Annotated in this window: 15 protein-coding genes and 2 tRNA genes; 8 read left to right on the top strand and 9 right to left on the bottom strand. The window is 71.1% G+C overall.

The window, feature by feature from the left end:
* The first annotated feature begins 21 nt into the window (after positions 1-21).
* The 3 genes from aroA to OG594_RS29120 all read left to right on the top strand — a co-directional run bounded on the left by aroA (position 22) and on the right by OG594_RS29120 (position 2,841).
* Positions 22-1,395 (top strand): 3-phosphoshikimate 1-carboxyvinyltransferase, encoded by a 1,374-nt coding sequence (gene aroA, locus OG594_RS29130; protein WP_266604726.1) that lies wholly within the window; start codon positions 22-24, stop codon positions 1,393-1,395.
* An 8-nt stretch (positions 1,396-1,403) separates the two neighbouring features.
* Positions 1,404-2,414, top strand: coding sequence for a ribosome small subunit-dependent GTPase A (gene rsgA / locus OG594_RS29125; protein ID WP_266604724.1), 1,011 nt, complete (start codon positions 1,404-1,406; stop codon positions 2,412-2,414).
* A 103-nt stretch (positions 2,415-2,517) separates the two neighbouring features.
* Entirely contained in the window at positions 2,518-2,841 is a 324-nt protein-coding gene (locus tag OG594_RS29120; protein ID WP_030011402.1) for a multidrug efflux SMR transporter, read from the top strand.
* Here the strand turns inward: OG594_RS29120 and OG594_RS29115 are convergent.
* Positions 2,807-3,349: a TetR/AcrR family transcriptional regulator gene (locus tag OG594_RS29115; RefSeq protein WP_266604721.1), complete on the bottom strand. Its 543-nt coding sequence runs from the start codon at positions 3,347-3,349 to the stop codon at positions 2,807-2,809. The genes OG594_RS29120 and OG594_RS29115 overlap by 35 nt on opposite strands.
* Before the next feature lie 125 nt (positions 3,350-3,474).
* Between OG594_RS29115 and hisN the strand changes: the two genes are divergently transcribed.
* Positions 3,475-4,278: a histidinol-phosphatase gene (hisN, locus tag OG594_RS29110; protein ID WP_266604719.1), complete on the top strand. Its 804-nt coding sequence runs from the start codon at positions 3,475-3,477 to the stop codon at positions 4,276-4,278.
* A 170-nt stretch (positions 4,279-4,448) separates the two neighbouring features.
* Positions 4,449-4,841, top strand: a complete 393-nt coding sequence (locus OG594_RS29105) for a cyclic nucleotide-binding/CBS domain-containing protein (protein WP_266604717.1) — start codon at positions 4,449-4,451, stop codon at positions 4,839-4,841.
* A gap of 69 nt (positions 4,842-4,910) precedes the next feature.
* Here OG594_RS29105 and OG594_RS29100 read toward each other — a convergent pair whose 3' ends face one another.
* The gene (locus OG594_RS29100) at positions 4,911-6,362 is read right to left on the bottom strand and encodes a catalase (RefSeq protein WP_266604715.1); all 1,452 of its coding nucleotides are present in this window, start codon (positions 6,360-6,362) and stop codon (positions 4,911-4,913) included.
* 148 nt (positions 6,363-6,510) lie between these two features.
* Here OG594_RS29100 and OG594_RS29095 point away from each other — a divergent pair, with 148 nt between their 5' ends.
* Entirely contained in the window at positions 6,511-6,927 is a 417-nt protein-coding gene (locus OG594_RS29095; RefSeq protein WP_266604713.1) for a Fur family transcriptional regulator, read from the top strand.
* Positions 6,928-7,056: 129 nt separating this feature from the next.
* Here the strand turns inward: OG594_RS29095 and OG594_RS29090 are convergent.
* Both OG594_RS29090 and OG594_RS29085 read right to left on the bottom strand, forming a co-directional pair.
* Positions 7,057-7,130, bottom strand: a tRNA-Met gene (locus tag OG594_RS29090).
* Positions 7,131-7,177: 47 nt separating this feature from the next.
* Positions 7,178-7,792, bottom strand: a complete 615-nt coding sequence (locus tag OG594_RS29085) for a TetR/AcrR family transcriptional regulator (protein WP_266604711.1) — start codon at positions 7,790-7,792, stop codon at positions 7,178-7,180.
* 89 nt (positions 7,793-7,881) lie between these two features.
* On the opposite strand from OG594_RS29085, the gene OG594_RS29080 reads away from it, so the two are divergent.
* Complete coding sequence (locus tag OG594_RS29080) at positions 7,882-8,958, top strand: NAD(P)/FAD-dependent oxidoreductase (RefSeq protein ID WP_266604709.1); 1,077 nt, start codon at positions 7,882-7,884, stop codon at positions 8,956-8,958.
* A gap of 27 nt (positions 8,959-8,985) precedes the next feature.
* On the opposite strand, the gene OG594_RS29075 is transcribed toward OG594_RS29080, so the two are convergent.
* The 3 genes from OG594_RS29075 to OG594_RS29065 all read right to left on the bottom strand — a co-directional run bounded on the left by OG594_RS29075 (position 8,986) and on the right by OG594_RS29065 (position 14,055).
* Positions 8,986-10,857 (bottom strand): tetratricopeptide repeat protein, encoded by a 1,872-nt coding sequence (locus tag OG594_RS29075; protein WP_266604707.1) that lies wholly within the window; start codon positions 10,855-10,857, stop codon positions 8,986-8,988.
* Positions 10,858-11,049: 192 nt separating this feature from the next.
* Positions 11,050-11,123: transfer RNA gene (locus tag OG594_RS29070), tRNA-Met, on the bottom strand.
* Positions 11,124-11,172: 49 nt separating this feature from the next.
* Positions 11,173-14,055, bottom strand: a complete 2,883-nt coding sequence (locus tag OG594_RS29065) for a UPF0182 family protein (RefSeq protein ID WP_266606617.1) — start codon at positions 14,053-14,055, stop codon at positions 11,173-11,175.
* A 127-nt stretch (positions 14,056-14,182) separates the two neighbouring features.
* Here OG594_RS29065 and OG594_RS29060 point away from each other — a divergent pair, with 127 nt between their 5' ends.
* Positions 14,183-14,752 carry a PPA1309 family protein gene (locus OG594_RS29060; RefSeq protein WP_266604705.1) on the top strand — a complete coding sequence of 190 codons (570 nt, stop codon included), beginning with the start codon at positions 14,183-14,185 and terminating at the stop codon, positions 14,750-14,752.
* A gap of 78 nt (positions 14,753-14,830) precedes the next feature.
* Here the strand turns inward: OG594_RS29060 and OG594_RS29055 are convergent, their stop codons facing one another.
* Both OG594_RS29055 and OG594_RS29050 read right to left on the bottom strand, forming a co-directional pair.
* A complete protein-coding gene (locus OG594_RS29055) occupies positions 14,831-15,916 on the bottom strand; it encodes a PDZ domain-containing protein (protein ID WP_266604703.1) in 1,086 nt (361 codons plus the stop codon).
* 175 nt (positions 15,917-16,091) lie between these two features.
* On the bottom strand, positions 16,092-16,307 hold the full coding sequence (locus OG594_RS29050; RefSeq protein WP_266604701.1) for a hypothetical protein: 216 nt from the start codon (positions 16,305-16,307) through the stop codon (positions 16,092-16,094).
* Between the last annotated feature and the right edge of the window lie 58 nt (positions 16,308-16,365).

Below are 16,365 nucleotides of genomic sequence, written 5' to 3'. Positions count from 1 at the left end.
GAAGCCACTAAAGTGGTGGCCATGACCGAGACCCCCGCGCTCCCCGCCCTCTGGCCCGCTCCGCTCGCCGACGGGACCGTCCGCGCCACCGTCACGGTGCCGGGCTCCAAATCGGTCACCAACCGGGCCCTCGTGCTCGCCGCGCTCGCCGCCGAGCCCGGCTGGGTGCGCCGCCCGCTGCGCTCGCGCGACTCGCAGCTGATGTCCGACGCGCTGCGTGCGCTGGGCGTCGGCATCGAGGAGACCGTCTCGTCGAGCTCCGCCGGTGACGGTGCGGGCGGCGAGGCCTGGCGGATCATCCCGGCGGCCCTGCACGGCCCGACGACCGTGGACGTCGGCAACGCGGGCACGGTCATGCGCTTCCTACCGCCCGTCGCCACCCTCGCCGACGGCGACATCCGCTTCGACGGCGACCCGCGCTCCTACGAGCGCCCGCTCGGCCCGGTCATCACCGCCCTGCGCACGCTCGGTGCCCGGATCGACGACGACGGCCGGGGCGCGCTGCCCATGACCGTCCAGGGCGGCGGGGCCCTGGAGGGCGGCACCGTCGAGATCGACGCCAGCAACTCCTCGCAGTTCGTCTCCGCCCTGCTGCTGTCCGCCCCGCGGTTCAACCAGGGCGTCGAGGTCCGGCACGTGGGCGGCAAGCTGCCGTCGATGCCGCACATCCGGATGACCGTGGAGATGCTGCGCGCGGCGGGCGCCCAGGTCGACACCCCCGAGGCCGGCGGTGAGAAGGACGTCTGGCGGGTCGCCCCCAGCGCACTGCTGGGCCGCGACATGGTCGTGGAGCCGGACCTCTCCAACGCGCAGCCCTTCCTGGCCGCGGCCCTGATCACCGGCGGCACGGTGACCATCCCCGACTGGCCGCGCCGCACCACCCAGCCGGGCGACGCGCTGCGCCGGATCTTCACCGAGATGGGCGGCTCCTGCGAGCTGACCGACGCGGGCCTGGTCTTCACCGGCACCGGCAAGATCCACGGCATCGACGTGGACCTGAGCGAGGTCGGCGAGCTCACCCCGGGCATCGCGGCGGTGGCCGCCCTGGCCGACTCCGATTCGGTGCTGCGCGGCGTCGCGCACCTGCGGCTGCACGAGACGGACCGGCTGGCCGCGCTGACCAAGGAGATCAACGCGCTCGGCGGCGACGTCACCGAGACCGCCGACGGCCTGCGCATCCGGCCGCGCCGGATGCACGGCGGCACCTTCCACACGTACGACGACCACCGGATGGCCACCGCGGGCGCGGTGATCGGCCTGGCGGTGGAGGGCGTACGGATCGAGAACGTGGCGACGACCGCGAAGACCCTGCCGGACTTCCCGAAGATGTGGACGGACATGCTCGCCGGGGACGCCGGTGGCTCCGGGGCTCCCGGAGCGGGTGCGGGAGCGTAGGGCCCGTCATGCGCAGGTACGGCAAGCACACCGACGAGGACGACATCCGCCAGCGCCCAAACCCCAAGGGCAACCGGCCGCGGACCAGCATCCGGCCCAAGCACGAGGACGCGGCCGAGGGCTTCGTCCTCACCGTGGACCGCGGCCGGCTGACCTGCCTGGTCGAGGGCCGCTCGGTGCACGCGATGAAGGCCCGCGAGCTGGGCCGCAAGGCCGCGGTGGTCGGCGACCGGGTCTGGATCGTCGGTGACCTGTCCGGCAAGAAGGACACCCTCGCCCGCATCGTGCGGATCGAGGAGCGCAAGTCCGTCCTGCGGCGCACCGCCGACGACGACGACCCGTACGAGCGGGTGGTCGTCGCCAACGCCGACCAGCTGGCCATCGTCACGGCCCTGGCCGACCCGGAGCCGCGGCCCCGGATGATCGACCGCTGCCTGGTGGCGGCGTACGACGCCGGGCTGGAACCGCTGCTCGTGCTCACCAAGTCCGACCTGACCTCCGCGGACAAGATCCTGGAGATCTACGCGACGCTCGGCGTGAACTACGTGGTGACCAACCGCGAGGAGCTGGCCACGGGCGACGCGGCGGACCGGGTGCGCGAGCGGCTCGACGGCCGCATCACGGCCTTCGTCGGACACTCGGGCGTCGGCAAGACCACCTTGGTGAACTCGCTGGTCGCCGAGGGCCGCCAGCGCGCCACCGGGCACGTCAACGCGGTGACCGGCCGCGGCCGGCACACCACCACCTCGGCGCTCGCGCTGCCGCTGCCGAGCGGCGACGGCTGGGTCATCGACACCCCGGGCGTGCGCTCCTTCGGCCTGCACCACGTGGACCCGTCCCGGGTGATCCTGGCCTTCCCGGACCTGGTGCCGGGCACCGAGGAGTGCCCGCGCGCGTGCAGCCACGACGAGCCGGACTGCGCGCTCGACACGTGGGTGGAGGACGGCCACGCGGACCCGGCGCGGCTGTATTCGCTGCGCCGGCTGCTGGAGACACGCGAGCGGCGCGAGGGCGACTGACCGTCCGGCGAAGGTCCGGCCGCGTTTGTCGAGGGCCCTGTCTGGATAAATGCATAATCGCACCAAGTGACGCGATGTCACGTGACGCGGGGAGGCATTCGACATGGCGTGGCTGCTGGTCGTGGTCGCGGGACTCCTGGAAACCGGATTTGCGGTCTGCCTCAAGCTCTCCCACGGATTCACCCGGCTGTGGCCGACCGTCGCCTTCGCCTGCTTCGCCCTCGGCAGCTTCGGTCTGCTGACCCTGGCGCTCAAGAAGCTGGACGTGGGACCGGCGTACGCGGTGTGGACGGGCATCGGCGCCGCCGGTACGGCGATCTACGGCATGGTCTTCCTCGGCGACCTGGTCTCCACCCTCAAACTCGTCTCGATCTCGCTGGTCATCCTGGGCGTCATCGGGCTCCAGTTGTCCGGGTCGGCGCACTGAGCAGCCTGCGCAGCTCGCCCGACCCCGACTCCTCCCCCGGGGCGATCACGTAGGAGAGGGCGAGGCGCACGGCGAGTTCGCAGCGCTGCGGGCCCTCCCCCGGCGTCAGCGCGGCGGCCGCCCGGTCCCGGACGGCCCGGGCCAGCTCGCCGGGCCCGGGTGCCCGGCCGCCCGCCGCGGGCAGGCCCGCGTCCCAGGCACCGGTGAGCAGGGCCCGTACGAGGGGCTGCGCGCGGGCCGCCCGTACGGTCCACTCCGCGACGGCGGCGAGCCGCTCGGCGGCCTGGGCCGGAACAGACAGGGCCCGGTCGACCCCGTCGAGATAGCGGTCGGCCTCGCGGCGGACCAGGGCGCGCCCCAGGCCCGCCTTGCCGCCGAACTCGTTGTAGAGGGTCTGCCGGGACACCCCCGCCGCGGCGGCCACGTCGACCATGCGCACGTCCGGCCAGGGGCGCGCCGAGAGCGCCGCTCCCGCCGCCTCCAGCAAGGACTCCCGGGCTGCCGGCATCCGCGCCTCCCCGTTCGGCTCTGTCCGGTCAGAGTTGACGGGCCGCCAGATCCTGTCAAGGGCGCATCGGGGCCGCACTGTGGACAGCGTTGGTCGGGCTCCGGGAGTCTCGATACTGTTCGGGCATGCCCGAGTATGACGATGACCTGCGCCTTGCCCTCGAACTCGCCGACGCGGCGGACGCCGCCACGATGGAGCGCTTCCGCGCCCTCGACCTGAAGGTCGAGACGAAGCCGGACATGACCCCGGTGAGCGAGGCGGACAAGGCGGCCGAGGAGATCATCCGGGCCGGCATCGCGGCCGCGCGGCCGGACGACGCCATCCTGGGCGAGGAGTACGGGCTCAAGGGCAGCGGTCCGCGCCGCTGGGTGGTGGACCCGATCGACGGCACGAAGAACTACGTGCGCGGGGTCCCCGTCTGGGCGACGCTGATCTCCCTGATGGCCCAGGACCCCGACGGCGAGTTCCGTCCGGTGGTCGGCGTGGTGTCCGCGCCGGCTCTGGGCCGCCGCTGGTGGGCGACCAGGGGCGGGGGCGCGTACGCGGGCGGCGCGCTCGGCGGGACGAACGCCATCGGCGTGTCCGAGGTGGGCGGGCTGGGCGACGCCTCGTTCGCGTACTCCTCGCTGAGCGGCTGGGAGGAGCAGGGCCGACTGCCCGGGTTCCTGGACCTGACCCGGGCGTGCTGGCGGACCCGCGGCTACGGGGACTTCTGGCCGTACATGATGGTCGCGGAGGGCTCGCTGGACCTGTGCGCCGAGCCCGAACTCAACCTCTGGGACATGGCTGCCATCGCGGTCGTGGTCCAGGAGGCGGGCGGCCGCTTCACCAGCCTGGACGGCGTGGACGGGGTGCACGGCGGGAACGCCGCGGCCTCGAACGGACTGCTCCACGAGGAGATGCTGGACCTGCTCCGCCCGCGCGCCTGAGCCCTCCGCGCGCTGTTCGCACTCCGGTGCGCGCCTTCTTGTCGGCCCTGCGGGTCCGTGGGAATCTGATAGTCCCCCCGCTTGTGCGCTTGTGAACCGTTTCTCTAGAGGCGGCTCCGCAGGCGCACCCACCCAGGCGGGGGGATTCACCCCAGGAGGTGGCTCTCTTCATGCTCGTCCGTGACGCCATGAGCACCGTGATCCTCACCCTCGGACCCGCGCACACCCTCCGACAGGCGGCTTGCCTGATGTCCGGCCGGCGCGTCGGCGCGGCCGTCGTCCTCGACCCCGACCACAGCGGAATCGGCATCCTGACCGAGCGCGACATCCTCAACTCGCTCGGCGCGGGGCACGACCCGGACCGGGAGTCCGTGGGCGCGCACACCACCAACAACGTCGTGTTCTGCACCCCGGAGGCCACCGTGCAGGAAGCCGCCGAGGCCATGGTCCACGGCGGCTTCCGGCACCTGATCGTGCTGGAGCACGGCGGACCCGTCGGCATCGTGTCCGTGCGCGACGTCATCCGCTGCTGGGTCCCGGCGCGGCGGACGGTCGCCGCCTGAAACGACGCCGGGCCGCAGTCCTCCGAGGAGGGCTGCGGCCCGGCGTCCTGCTCCGGCAAGCGCTCCGTGTCAGCCGCGGAGGGCCTGGACCGCGGCTTCGAGCCGCTTGCCGAAGTCACCGTCCGCCTGGCGGAAGTTGTTGATCGCGCGCTCGACGATGTCGTCGCGGGAGACCTTGGCGATGAAGCCGGACAGGTTCTCGATCAGACGGGACTTCTCGTCCTCCGAGTACAGGCGGTAGAGGTTGCCCGCCTGGACGAAGTCGTTGTCCTCGCTGTGGACGGCGGCGGCGTGGTTGCCCGTGCCGCCGGTCACGTCGATGGGCTGCCACAGCGGGCGGTCGCTCTGGTGCGGGCCCCCGAAGCTGTTCGGCTCGTAGTTCTTCGCGCCCTTGTGGCGGCCGTCGTACAGGTAGCCGTCACGGGAGTTGGTGCGGGCCTCGGTGGCGTGCGGGCGGTTCACCGGCAGGTGGTCGGCGTTGATGCCGACGCGGTAGCGGTGGGCGTCGCCGTAGCCGAAGAGGCGGCCCTGGAGCATCTTGTCCGGGGACGGACCGATGCCGGGGACGAAGTGCGCCGGGCTGAAGATGCTCTGCTCGACCTCGGCGAAGACGTTCTCCGGGTTGCGGTTGAGCTCCAGCTTGCCGATCTCGATCGGCGGGTAGTCCTCGTGCGGCCACACCTTGGTGAGGTCGAACGGGTTGAAGCGGTACTGGGCCGCCTCGGCCGCGGGCATGATCTGGACCTGCACGGTCCAGGTCGGGAAGTCGCCGCGCTCGATGGACTCGCGCAGGTCGCGCTGGTGCGAGTCGGGGTCCTCGCCGGCGAGCTGGTTGGCCTCGGCCTGGGTGAGGTTCTTGATGCCCTGGTCGGTCTTGAAGTGGTACTTGACCCAGAAGACCTCGCCGGCCTCGTTGTTCCACTGGAACGTGTGCGAGCCGTAGCCGTTCATGTGGCGGTAGGACGCCGGGATGCCGCGGTCACCGAACAGCCAGGTCACCTGGTGGGTCGACTCGGGCGACAGACCCCAGAAGTCCCAGACGTTGTCCGCCTCCTGCGAGCCCGTGTACGGGTCGCGCTTCTGGGTGTGGATGAAGTCGGGGAACTTGATGGCGTCCTTGATGAAGAACACCGGGGTGTTGTTGCCGACGAGGTCGTAGTTGCCCTCTTCGGTGTAGAACTTCAGGGCCCAGCCGCGGGGGTCGCGGACCGCGTCGGCGCTGCCGAGGTTGCCGGCGACGGTGGAGAAGCGCAGGAAGGTCTCGGTCTCCTTGCCGACCTCGGACAGGAACGCGGCCCGGGTCCACTGCGAGACGTCGCGGGTCAGCGTGAAGGTGCCGTACGCACCGGCGCCGCGGGCGTGCACCACGCGCTCCGGGATGCGCTCGCGGTTGAAGTGCGCGAGCTTCTCGAGCAGCAGCTGGTCCTGGACCAGAACGGGGCCGCCGACGCCGGCGGTCTCGCTGTTCTGGTTGTCGGCGACCGGTGCTCCAGCCTCCGTGGTGAGCGGTCCCTGCGTCACGTGCGCCTCCTGCGTCGTCCCTGCATGTCCTGTCCTTGGCGTTTGCCGTAACCGATCCTACGATGGACTTTGTCTAAGTCAAGTAAGCATCCAAGTCCGCATCGGTTCGGGAGTTACACCGAATCCCCTCGCTGTTAGGCTGATGTCCATGAGTGACCTGCTGGATCGACTTCGCGGACGCGGCTGGCGCATGACGGCGCAGCGGCGTGTCGTGGCCGAGGTGCTCGACGGTGACCACGTGCACCTGACGGCCGACGAGGTGCACGCGCTCGCGGTGGCCAAGCTGCCCGAGATCTCCCGTGCGACCGTCTACAACACCCTGGGCGAACTCGTCACCCTCGGCGAGGTACTGGAGGTCTCCACGGACCGCCGCGCCAAGCGGTACGACCCGAACGCCCACCGGCCCCACCAGCACCTGGTCTGCGCCCAGTGCGGCGCGATCCGCGACGTGCACCCGGCGGGCAACCCGCTGGCCGACCTGCCGGACGCCGAACGCTTCGGGTTCATCGTGTCGGCGGTCGAGGTGACCTACCGCGGCGTCTGCCCGAACTGCGCGGCCGCCTGAACACACGCACACGAAAGGGCTCGGACCCCCCGGGGGTCCGAGCCCTTCGCGTTCGCCTTCTTGCAGGCGGAAATGATCCGGGAACGACTCAGGGCCCGGATCCATGGGATCCGGGCCCTGAGCCTTCAGTAGCGGGGACAGGATTTGAACCTGCGACCTCTGGGTTATGAGCCCAGCGAGCTACCGAGCTGCTCCACCCCGCGTCGGTAAACCCAACGTTACGTGAAGGCCCACGGCAGATGCAAATCGGTTAACCGGCCAGCCCCCGATGCAGGAGTGCGGTCAGCGTCTCCACCACCTCGTCGTCGTCGGGTCCGGCCCCGCCGGTCATGGCGGCGTACCCCAGCATCGAGATCATCGCCCCCATCGCCGCGGCGACCAGTTCGGGGTCCCCGGGCAGGTCACACCCCTGTTCGCGCATGTACGCGAGGTGCTCGCGCAGCGGCGCGGTGTCTGCGAGCAGACGCCGCCAGACCTGCCCCGAGCCGGGCGGTTCGGCCATGGACTTCTGGAAGAGGGCGACCACGACGGGCAGGTGGTCCCGGAAGGCGCTCCAGGCGACCGCCACGTGCGTCCGCAGCTGCGCCCGGTCGGCGAGGTCGTGCTCGCGGGGGTGGTCGTGGGCGCCGACCTCCAGGTCCACCTGGGCCCCCATGTCCGCGAGCAGCGCGTCCAGCAGCTCGTCCTTGCCCGCGAAGTGCTCGTAGAAGGACCCGGTGGACCGACCGGCGGCCTTGGTGATGTCGGTGATCTTCGTCTGGGCGTAGCCGCGCTCCAGGAAGAGCGCCCGCGCCGCCTCCTTGAGCGCCGCCTCCGTGCCGGCCGCCCGCTCCTTGCGCACTCCCACCGCGATCCCCGCTCCCACTTGACGCCGTCTTCTCGGCCTCATCATACTGAATCGAGTTTCACCGAATCAAAGTTCAGTGAATGTGGATTCAGCGAGAGGGGTCGGGCATGCGTGTGTCAGTCATCGGGGGCGGAGTCGCCGGAGCGGCGAGCGCGATCGCCCTGCGCCGGGCGACCGGCGCGGAGGTCACGATCCACGAGGCGTACGAGGACCCGGCCGGGCAAGTGGGCTCGTTCCTCAGCCTCGCCGTCAACGGGCTGCGGGGGCTGGAGGCCCTGGGCTGCCTCCCGCAGGTACAGGCCGCCGGGTTCCAGGTCGCCCTGCAGCGGATGTGGTCCTCCTCGGGCAAGCTCCTCGGGGAGGTGCCGCGCGGCCGGCTCGCCTCGGACGACCTGCACAGCACGACGCTGATGCGCGGGCGGCTGGTGGAAGTGCTGCGCGCCGAGGCGGCTTCGGCCGGGGCCCGGATCGAGACGGGGCGGCGGGTGGAACCGGCGGACCTGGACGCGGACCTGGTGGTGGCGGCCGACGGCATCTGGTCCGCCACCCGCTCGACGCTGGACCCGGCGGCGCCCCAGGTGCAGTACGCCGGGCTCTACTGCGTGTCGGGGGTCTCCGAAGGCGTTCACCTCCCGCCGGGCATCTACCACTTCGTCTTCGGCCGGCGGGGAGCCTTCCTCTGCGTCCCGGCGGCGGACGGCACGGTCTGGTGGTCGGCCCAGGTGCCCGCCCCGGAGCCCCCGGACCCGGCGGAGGTCACCCGGGCCCGACTGGCGGAGCTGTACGCCAAGGAGGAGCTTCCGCTGTCCGTGATCCGGGCGGCCACCCGCGTCGACCGCTCGATGCCGATGCACCGTCTGGCGGACGTACCCGTCTGGCACGACGGGCGCACCGTCCTGATCGGCGACGCGGCCCATCCGGTCGGGGCCGGGCAGGGCGCGTCGATGGCGATCGAGGACGCGATGGCCCTGGCCCGGTGCGTGGCATCGGTTCCGGGCGTGGACCGGGCCCTGACCGAGTACACCCGGCTGCGCCGCCCGCGGGTGGCCCGGATGACCCGGTCCGCGGCGACGAACCGCGACGCGAAGACCCCGGGCACGGTGCGGCGCCGGGTCAACGACCTGCTGATGCCGATCGCCTTCCGGCACGTCTACGCCCGCTCCACCTCCTGGATCTACCGCTAGGAACCGGAGCGGGCGCACCGCCGGGGCTCAGGCCGAGAGTTCCTCAGCCAGGGCCTCGCGCAGCCGGGCCGCCCGCTGCGAGACCTCAGCCGGACCCAGCTCCATGGCGCGCACGCACCACTTCTGGCCCTCCGCGAGGTCCCCGTGGCGGGCCGCCAGCAGGCCGAGGCGCAGGGCGGCGCGGCCGTGGCCCGCCACCGCCGCGCGGGTCCACCACAGGGCGGCCTCCGGCTCGTTCCCCTCGCGGGCCAGCAGCAGCCCGAGGTTGAAGGCGCCGTTGCGGGAGCCGGCCTCGGCCGCCTCCCGGTACCAGCGCGCGGCGACGGCCAGGTCGCCGCGTGCGGCGGCCAACATGCCGACCCGCACCTGGGCCCGGCGGTGCCCCAGCTCGGCGGCCCGCTCGTACCACTCCTCGCTCTCGGTGCGCGGGGCGCCGCCCACGGGCTCGCCCAGGGCCACCGGCTCCGGCGGCGGGGCCAGCGACTCCAGCAGCGCGGCCAGGCGGAACGCCGCCTCCGCGCTGCCGCCGCCCGCCGCGCAGCGCAGGTGCCGCTCGGCCGCCCGGTCCTCGCCGTCCCGCACCAGCGCGATGCCGACCTGCAGCGCCGCGTCGGTGTGGCCGGCCGAAGCGGCCCGCTCGTACCACTTCAGTGCCGTCCGGTCCTCGTCGCGGCTGGCGAACAGGATCCCGAGGTTGAACGCGGCGTCGACGCTGCCCGCCTCGGCGGCCTTCGAGAACCACGGCTCGGCGCCCGCCGCGTCCCCGACCTGGAGCAGCATGATCGCCAGCGCGTTGGCCGCCTCGCGGTGCCCGGCGTAGGCGGCCCGCCGGTACCACTGCTCGGCCTGCGCGGTCCGGTCCTGTGCGACGCACAGCAGAGCAAGGTTGTACGCCCCGTTTTGGTCGCCGGCGTCCATGGCGGTCCGGTACCAGCGCTCCGCGGTCTGGGTCTCGCCGCGTGCGGCGTGCAGTGCGCCCAGTGCGTTGGCGGCGTTGCCGTCGCCGTCCTGCGCCGCCCGGTGCCACCACACGGCGGCGCTCTCCTCGTCACCGGCATCGCGCAGCAGGAAGCCGAGCGCGCACGCCGCCCGGGCCTCCCCCTGCTTGGCGGAGGTCAGGTACCAGCGCCCGGCTTCCTTGAGCTCGCCGCGCGCCTCCAGCAGGGCGCCCAGGTGCAGGGCGGCGCGCCGGTGCCCGCGCGCGGCCGCCTGCCGGTACCACTGCTCGGCCTCGGTGGGGTCGCCCTTGCGCAGGTGCCTCGCCAGCCGGTACGCGGCTTCGCGGTGCCCCTGTTCGGCGGCGGCGCGGAACCACCGCTCGACGCCCTTGTCCCCGCGGTGCTCCAGCAGGTCGGCCAGCCCGTACGCGCCCAGCGCGTGGCCGGACTCGGCCGCCTGCCGCATCCAGTACTCGGCGGCGGGCTCGTCCCCGCGCTCGCGGAAGTAGCGGCCGAGGGCGTGCGCGGCGGGGGCGGATCCGGCGACGGCGGCGACCCGCCACCAGCCGGCCGCGTCTTCCGGGTAGCCCCGCTGGTGGAGCAGCACGCCGAGGTTGTTCGCGGCGGCGCGGTCCCCTTCGCCGGTGGCTCCCCTCAGGTACGGTTCGGCGCCGTCGAGGTCGCCGCGGCGCAGCAGCAGCGCGCCGAGCACGCTCATGGCTCCGGGGTCGCCCTTGTCGGCGGCCACCCGGTGCCGTGCTTCGAGCTCGGCGTCACTTGCCGCGTCGGTCTCGGCGAACATCTCCTCCGCGCCGTGCTTGTCCAAGAAATCCGCATCGGTCAGTGCGGTCTGCGCGTCGACGACCGGAGCCGCCCCCTCGGCCTCTGTGTCCGTCCCGGACTCCGCCCTCACAAACCGCCCTGTCTCCAGCAGAGTTGACCTGTCCCCCATAAATCCCATCGTCGCATCACCTGCTACCCGCGTACACCTGCTATGTCGCAGCCAGTGAGGTCACTACAGCGTTTTGTCGACATGCCCACAGTGAGGTAAGTCAAACACGCTCCACCCACAAGTCACCCTCCCCGGCTACCGCGTGTCCGTCCCGGACATGACGAAGGCCCGGATCCCATGGATCCGGGCCTTCATCTTCAGTAGCGGGGACAGGATTTGAACCTGCGACCTCTGGGTTATGAGCCCAGCGAGCTACCGAGCTGCTCCACCCCGCGTCGGTGAAACCACAGTATCACGACGCGGGGTGGAACCATTACCGATTGATCACTGGCCGGACGGAGCGGGCGGCGTCGACAGCTTCGCCTCGGCCTCGATCGCCCGCTTCAGTGCCGCCTTGATCTCCTCCTGGGCCTTGCCGAAGGCCGCCCAGTCGCCGGCCTGCCGGGCCTTCTCGGCATCCTCGATGGCCTTCTGCGCATCACCGAGGGCCGCCTTGACCGTCGGGTCCTGGATGGTCGGCGGCGTGACGGTGCCCTGACCCGGCGGCTGCTCCGGGGGTACCGGAACGGTCGGCGCCTCGGCCCCGAAGACCACGTTCAGCGCCTTCTCCAGGTTGTCCTCGAAGGCGGTCTGGTTGCCGTAGGTCACCAGCACCTTGCGCAGCAGCGGGTACTTCAGGCCGGAGCTACGGACGTAGACCGGCTCGACGTAGAGCATCCCGCCGTCCAGCGGCACCGCGAGCAGGTTGCCGTACTCGATCTCCGAGTCACCACCGCGCAGCAGGCGGATGGATTCGGCGATCTTCGGCTCCGACTGGAACTTGCTCTGCACCTGACCGGGCCCGTCCGGCGGCTTGCTCGTCGGCATCTTCAGAATTCGGATCTTGCCGTAGTCCGGGGTGCCCGGATCGGCGTTGACCGCCATGAAGGCACTCAGGTTGGGCCGCTCGTTCGGCGTGAACGTCGTGGTGAGCGAGAAGACCTGGTCCTTCTCCTTCTGGCCCGGCATCTTCATCGACAGGTAGTACGGCGGAACGGCCGTACCGGCCTTGGTCGTCGGGTCGTCCGGGACCGCCCACGCCTCACTGCCGCTGAGGAAGGTCTGCGGGTCGGTGACGTGGTACCGGGTCAGCAGCTCGCGCTGGACCTTGAAGAGGTCCTGCGGGTACCGGAGGTGTTCCATGAGCGGCTTGGCGATGTCGGCCTTGGGCTTCACCGTGCCCGGGAACGCCTTCATCCAGGTCTTCAGGACCGGGTCCGCGGTGTCCCACTGGTACAGGTCGACCGAGCCGTCGTACGCGTCGACGGTGGCCTTGACCGAGTTGCGGATGTAGTTGACCTGGTTCTCCTGGGCGACCACCGCGCGCTGGCTGTTGGTCAGCGAGTCCGCGGTGCTCTGGCCCAGCGTGGTGCGCGAGGCGTACGGGTAACCGTTGGTGGTCGTGTACGCGTCGACGATCCACTTGATCCGGCCGTCGATCACGGCCGGGTAGGGCGCGCCGTCGATGGTCAGCCACGGGGCGACGGCCTCGACGCGCTGCTTGGGCGTGCGGTTGTAGAGGATCCGCGAGCCGTCGCCGATGGCGCCCGAGTAGAGGATCTGCGGCTCGTTGAAGGTGAGCGCGTAGGCGGCCCGGTTGACCGGGTTGTCGAGGTTGACGCCGGAGTCGCCCTTGTAGCTCGTCTCCTTCTCGCCCTTGTCGTCCGAGTAGTCGAGCTCCTTCTGCGGACCGCCGACGATCGAGTACTGCTTCGTCTGCTCGCCGTAGTAGATGCGCTGCTCGAAGTCCGTGCCGAACACGCCCTTGGAGGGCAGGTCGGACTGGGTGAAGTCGGGAGCGCCCTCCTTCACGGAGGTGCCCTTGGCCGCGACCACGCCGTAACCGTGCGTGTACTTGAAGTGGTCGTTGATCCAGTTGTTCTTCGGGATGCCGCCGATGTTCAGCTCGCGCAGCCCGATGACCGTGTCCTGGCCGCTGTACCGGTCCACGGCGAGCGTGGACGGGAAGGCGTAGTAGCCCTTGACCTGCTGGAGCTGCTGGAAGGCCGGCGAGACGATGTTCGGGTCGAGGATGCGGATGCTGGCCGTGCTGTCGGCCTGCGGCCGCAGCTTGCCCCGGTCCTCCGTCTGCGGGACGCCCGGGTAGTCCGTGACCTCCGAGCCGGCGATGCCGTAGGCGTCGCGCGTGGCCTTGATGTTCTTCTGGACGTACGGGGATTCCTTGGCCTGCTCGTTCGGCTGGACCTGGAACTTCTGCACGATCGCCGGGTAGAGCCCGCCGATCAGGATCGCCGAGAGCACCATCAGGCCGAAGCCGATGACCGGCAGCTGCCAGGTGCGGCGCCACAGCGTCGCGAAGAACAGCACGGCGCAGATCGCGGCGATGGCGACGAGGATCGTCTTCGCCGGCAGGTAGGCGTTGGCGTCGACGTAGCGCAGGCCCGTCCAGTTGTCGGCGGCCTTGAAGTCGCTGGACTTCACGGCGAGCCCGTACCGGTCGAGCCAGTAGGCGACCGCCTTGAGCGTGACGAAGAGGCCGAGCAGCACCGACAGGTGCCCGGTGGCGGCGGCGGTGGCCCGCGCACCCGGGCTCGTCACGCGCAGTCCGCCGTACAGGTAGTGCACGGCGGCCGCAGCGATGACCGACAGCACGACGGCGGCGAAGCCGAAGCCGAGCAGGAAGCGGTACCAGGGCAGGTCGAAGGTGTAGAAGGACACGTCCATGTGGAACTGCGGGTCCTTCGAACCGAAGGGCACGCCGTTCACGTACATGAGCCAGGTCTTCCACTGGCCGGCCGCCGAAGCGCCCGCGATCAGGCCGACGAGCACCGCGATGCCCAGGAGCAGCCACTTCTTGTACGGGGCGATGCTCATCCGGTAGCGGTCGAGGCTCTGCTGCTCCATCGACATCGCGCTGAGCGGCGGCCGCAGCCGGTGTGCCAGCCAGATGTTCAGCCCGACCGCACCGGCCATCAGCAGACCGAAGACGGCGAAGAGGCCGACCTTGGTCCACAGGGTGGTGGTGAAGACGGTGGAGTACTTCACGGAGCGGAACCAGAGCCAGTCAGTCCAGAAGCCCGCGAACATGATGAAGAGCATGGCCAGGACGGCCAACACGCCCAGGGTCATGAGGAGAGTTCTCGCCCGCCGGGAGGGGCGGCCGACTCTCATCCGTGGCCCGGAAGGGCCTCCGCCGCGGTCCGGCATCTGGAAAGCCAAGGTGCGCACCTCGAAAGCTAAGTCTGGTAATGAACGGGCCCCCGATCGTAGGGCCCACTCATGCAACTTACTGAGGCTTCGGTCAGTTCCCGGTAATCGATGGAAAGGAGGCAGGATGTTGTCCATGTCCAACCTTTCGCCTTCCCCCGGCACCCCCATGGCGGCCAGCCCGCTGACCCGCGCCTGCCTCGAGATCGACGAGTACGCGGCCGGCCTCGGCTGGGACAAGCCCGCGCGGCTCTTCGCCCTCGTCGACACCGCCCGGCTCAAGAAGCAGGAGCCGCGGCTGGCGGGCCAGCTCGGTCTCGACCAGGACGACGCCGGCAAGTCCTCCCTCACCCCCATCGAGCAGGACGAGGTCCCGAAGGGGACGCCGCTCGACAAGTTCCTCGGCACCATCGCCTGGCCCGACGCCGTCGTCGGCTGCGCGCTGACGGTGGAGCGCCTGATGCTGCCGCCGTCCGCGGAGTCCTCCGTACCGGAGGGACTGAACGACAAGCAGCTGTCGAAGTGGGTCGCCGGGCACCCGGAGCGGCAGGAGGTGCGCCTCACCGTGGCCGTGCTGCGCGACGGATCGCGCGAGTCGGCCGTGCGGCTGCGCGAGAAGGACTCCTCGACGGAGGTCCTCACCGGTGCGGGCCTGGTGCCCGGCCTGGCGGAGGCCCTGGCGGCGACCTTCTCGTAGGTCCCGCCCGGCCCTGCCCGGCCCCGTCCTGCCCGTCCTGCCCGTCCTGCCCCCGTCAGGGGGACGGAGCGGTCGGGGCTAGCGCGTGCACTGCGGCAGGCCGGCCTTGTCCCCCTTGCTGATCTTCTGCAGCGCCTTCGCGGCGTCGTCGATGGTGGACACCTTGACCAGGGTCAGCCCGTCGGGGACGTTGGAGGCCGCCGAGGCGCAGTTCTCGGCGGGCGTCAGGAAGTACTCGGCGCCGGCCTTGCGGGCGCCGATGGTCTTCATCTGGATGCCGCCGATGGGGCCGACCTTGCCCGCGTCGTCTATCGTGCCGGTGCCCGCGACGAACTTCCCGCCGGTCAGGTCCTCCGGGGTCAGCTTGTCGACGATGCCGAGGGCGAACATCAGCCCGGCGCTCGGGCCGCCGACGTCGGCCAGCTTGATGTCGATCGTGAACGGGAAGGTGTGGTCGGTACCGGCCCGGATGCCGACGATGGCGTGACCGTCGCCCTCCGCCTTGCCCGCGGTGATCGTCAGCTTCGAGGTGGCGGGGTCGTTGTTGCCGGCCTTCGCCGCCTCGGTCGCCTCCTTGGCGGGCACGATGGTGAACTCCACCGGCTCGCCCGGCTTGTGCTTGGTGACGAGCTTGGCGACGTCCTCGGGGGCGGTGACGGCGGCGCCGTCCACGGCCTTGATCACGTCCCCGGCGTGCAGCCGTCCCTCGGCGGGGCTGTCCTTGACCACGGTGGAGACGATCACCCGGGCGGTGACCGGGATGCCGAGCTGCTTCAGGGCCGCCACCTTGGCGCTCTGCTGCGACTGGCTGAACTCCTCGGCGTTCTCCTGGGTGGACTCCGCCTCCGTCTTCCCGTTCGGGTAGAGGTTCTCGTGCGGGACGACGATGTTGTCGCCGGCCAGCCAGCCGTAGACCGCTTCCACCAGGCTCATCTCGTAGTCCGCACCGGTGACGCGGACCGTGGTCATGTTGAGGTGACCGCTGGTCGGGTACGTCGTGCGCCCCGCGATGTTGAGGACGGGCGCGCCGTGCGAGTCCCCGAGCGTGTTCACCGTCGGGCCGGGGCTCATCTCGGAGTACGGGACCTTGATGAACACCCCTGCGCAGAGCAGCGCGAACAGCACCAGGGTGGAAGCGAGCATCGTCGCGGTGCGGCGTGGCATGGATCCGACAGTACGGGACGGCCCTGACGGGCGACCCTCGGGGCCGGTCCGTACGGGGTCCGCACGCGAAACTCTCAGCGGAATCTCACCGAAGGCGGCGGACCGGAGCGGAACGGACGCGGAGCGTCGAACGGCCGCGGAGGGCGGTGGACGGCGACGGACGGCGACGGACGCGTCAGGCGGCGTCGGAGGCGGAGTGGGCGGACGGCGAGGAATGGGCGTCGGCCTTCACCCTGACCTGATCTGCGTTGGCCATGGCTTCCCGGAATCGGGCGTATCCCGCGAGCTCGGATATGTCCCCCTGTGTGCGGTCGCGCGCCGCCCAGCTGCCCCATATCGCCGCTCCGATCGCGGCGAACAGCGGAATCAGCAACCACGCCAAAGACGCCATGGGCGTGCCTCCCTACCCCGAAGTACGTTTCGTTGGTGGCTTCAACGCTCGTGCCCGT

This window comes from Streptomyces sp. NBC_01214 (assembly GCF_026340975.1).
GTDB lineage: Bacteria > Actinomycetota > Actinomycetes > Streptomycetales > Streptomycetaceae > Streptomyces.
Note: the sequence above shows the minus strand (reverse complement) of the source record. Positions and strands in the feature narration are given on the sequence as shown.

Coding starts and splice junctions, on each gene's coding strand:
- aroA (WP_266604726.1), top strand. CDS start 22: ATGACCGAGACCCCCGCGCTCCCCGCCCTCTGGCCCGCTCCGCTCGCC.
- rsgA (WP_266604724.1), top strand. CDS start 1,404: ATGCGCAGGTACGGCAAGCACACCGACGAGGACGACATCCGCCAGCGC.
- OG594_RS29120 (WP_030011402.1), top strand. CDS start 2,518: ATGGCGTGGCTGCTGGTCGTGGTCGCGGGACTCCTGGAAACCGGATTT.
- OG594_RS29115 (WP_266604721.1), bottom strand. CDS start 3,349: ATGCCGGCAGCCCGGGAGTCCTTGCTGGAGGCGGCGGGAGCGGCGCTC.
- hisN (WP_266604719.1), top strand. CDS start 3,475: ATGCCCGAGTATGACGATGACCTGCGCCTTGCCCTCGAACTCGCCGAC.
- OG594_RS29105 (WP_266604717.1), top strand. CDS start 4,449: ATGCTCGTCCGTGACGCCATGAGCACCGTGATCCTCACCCTCGGACCC.
- OG594_RS29095 (WP_266604713.1), top strand. CDS start 6,511: ATGAGTGACCTGCTGGATCGACTTCGCGGACGCGGCTGGCGCATGACG.
- OG594_RS29080 (WP_266604709.1), top strand. CDS start 7,882: ATGCGTGTGTCAGTCATCGGGGGCGGAGTCGCCGGAGCGGCGAGCGCG.
- OG594_RS29075 (WP_266604707.1), bottom strand. CDS start 10,857: ATGGGATTTATGGGGGACAGGTCAACTCTGCTGGAGACAGGGCGGTTT.
- OG594_RS29065 (WP_266606617.1), bottom strand. CDS start 14,055: ATGCCGGACCGCGGCGGAGGCCCTTCCGGGCCACGGATGAGAGTCGGC.
- OG594_RS29060 (WP_266604705.1), top strand. CDS start 14,183: ATGTTGTCCATGTCCAACCTTTCGCCTTCCCCCGGCACCCCCATGGCG.
- OG594_RS29055 (WP_266604703.1), bottom strand. CDS start 15,916: ATGCCACGCCGCACCGCGACGATGCTCGCTTCCACCCTGGTGCTGTTC.
- OG594_RS29050 (WP_266604701.1), bottom strand. CDS start 16,307: ATGGCGTCTTTGGCGTGGTTGCTGATTCCGCTGTTCGCCGCGATCGGA.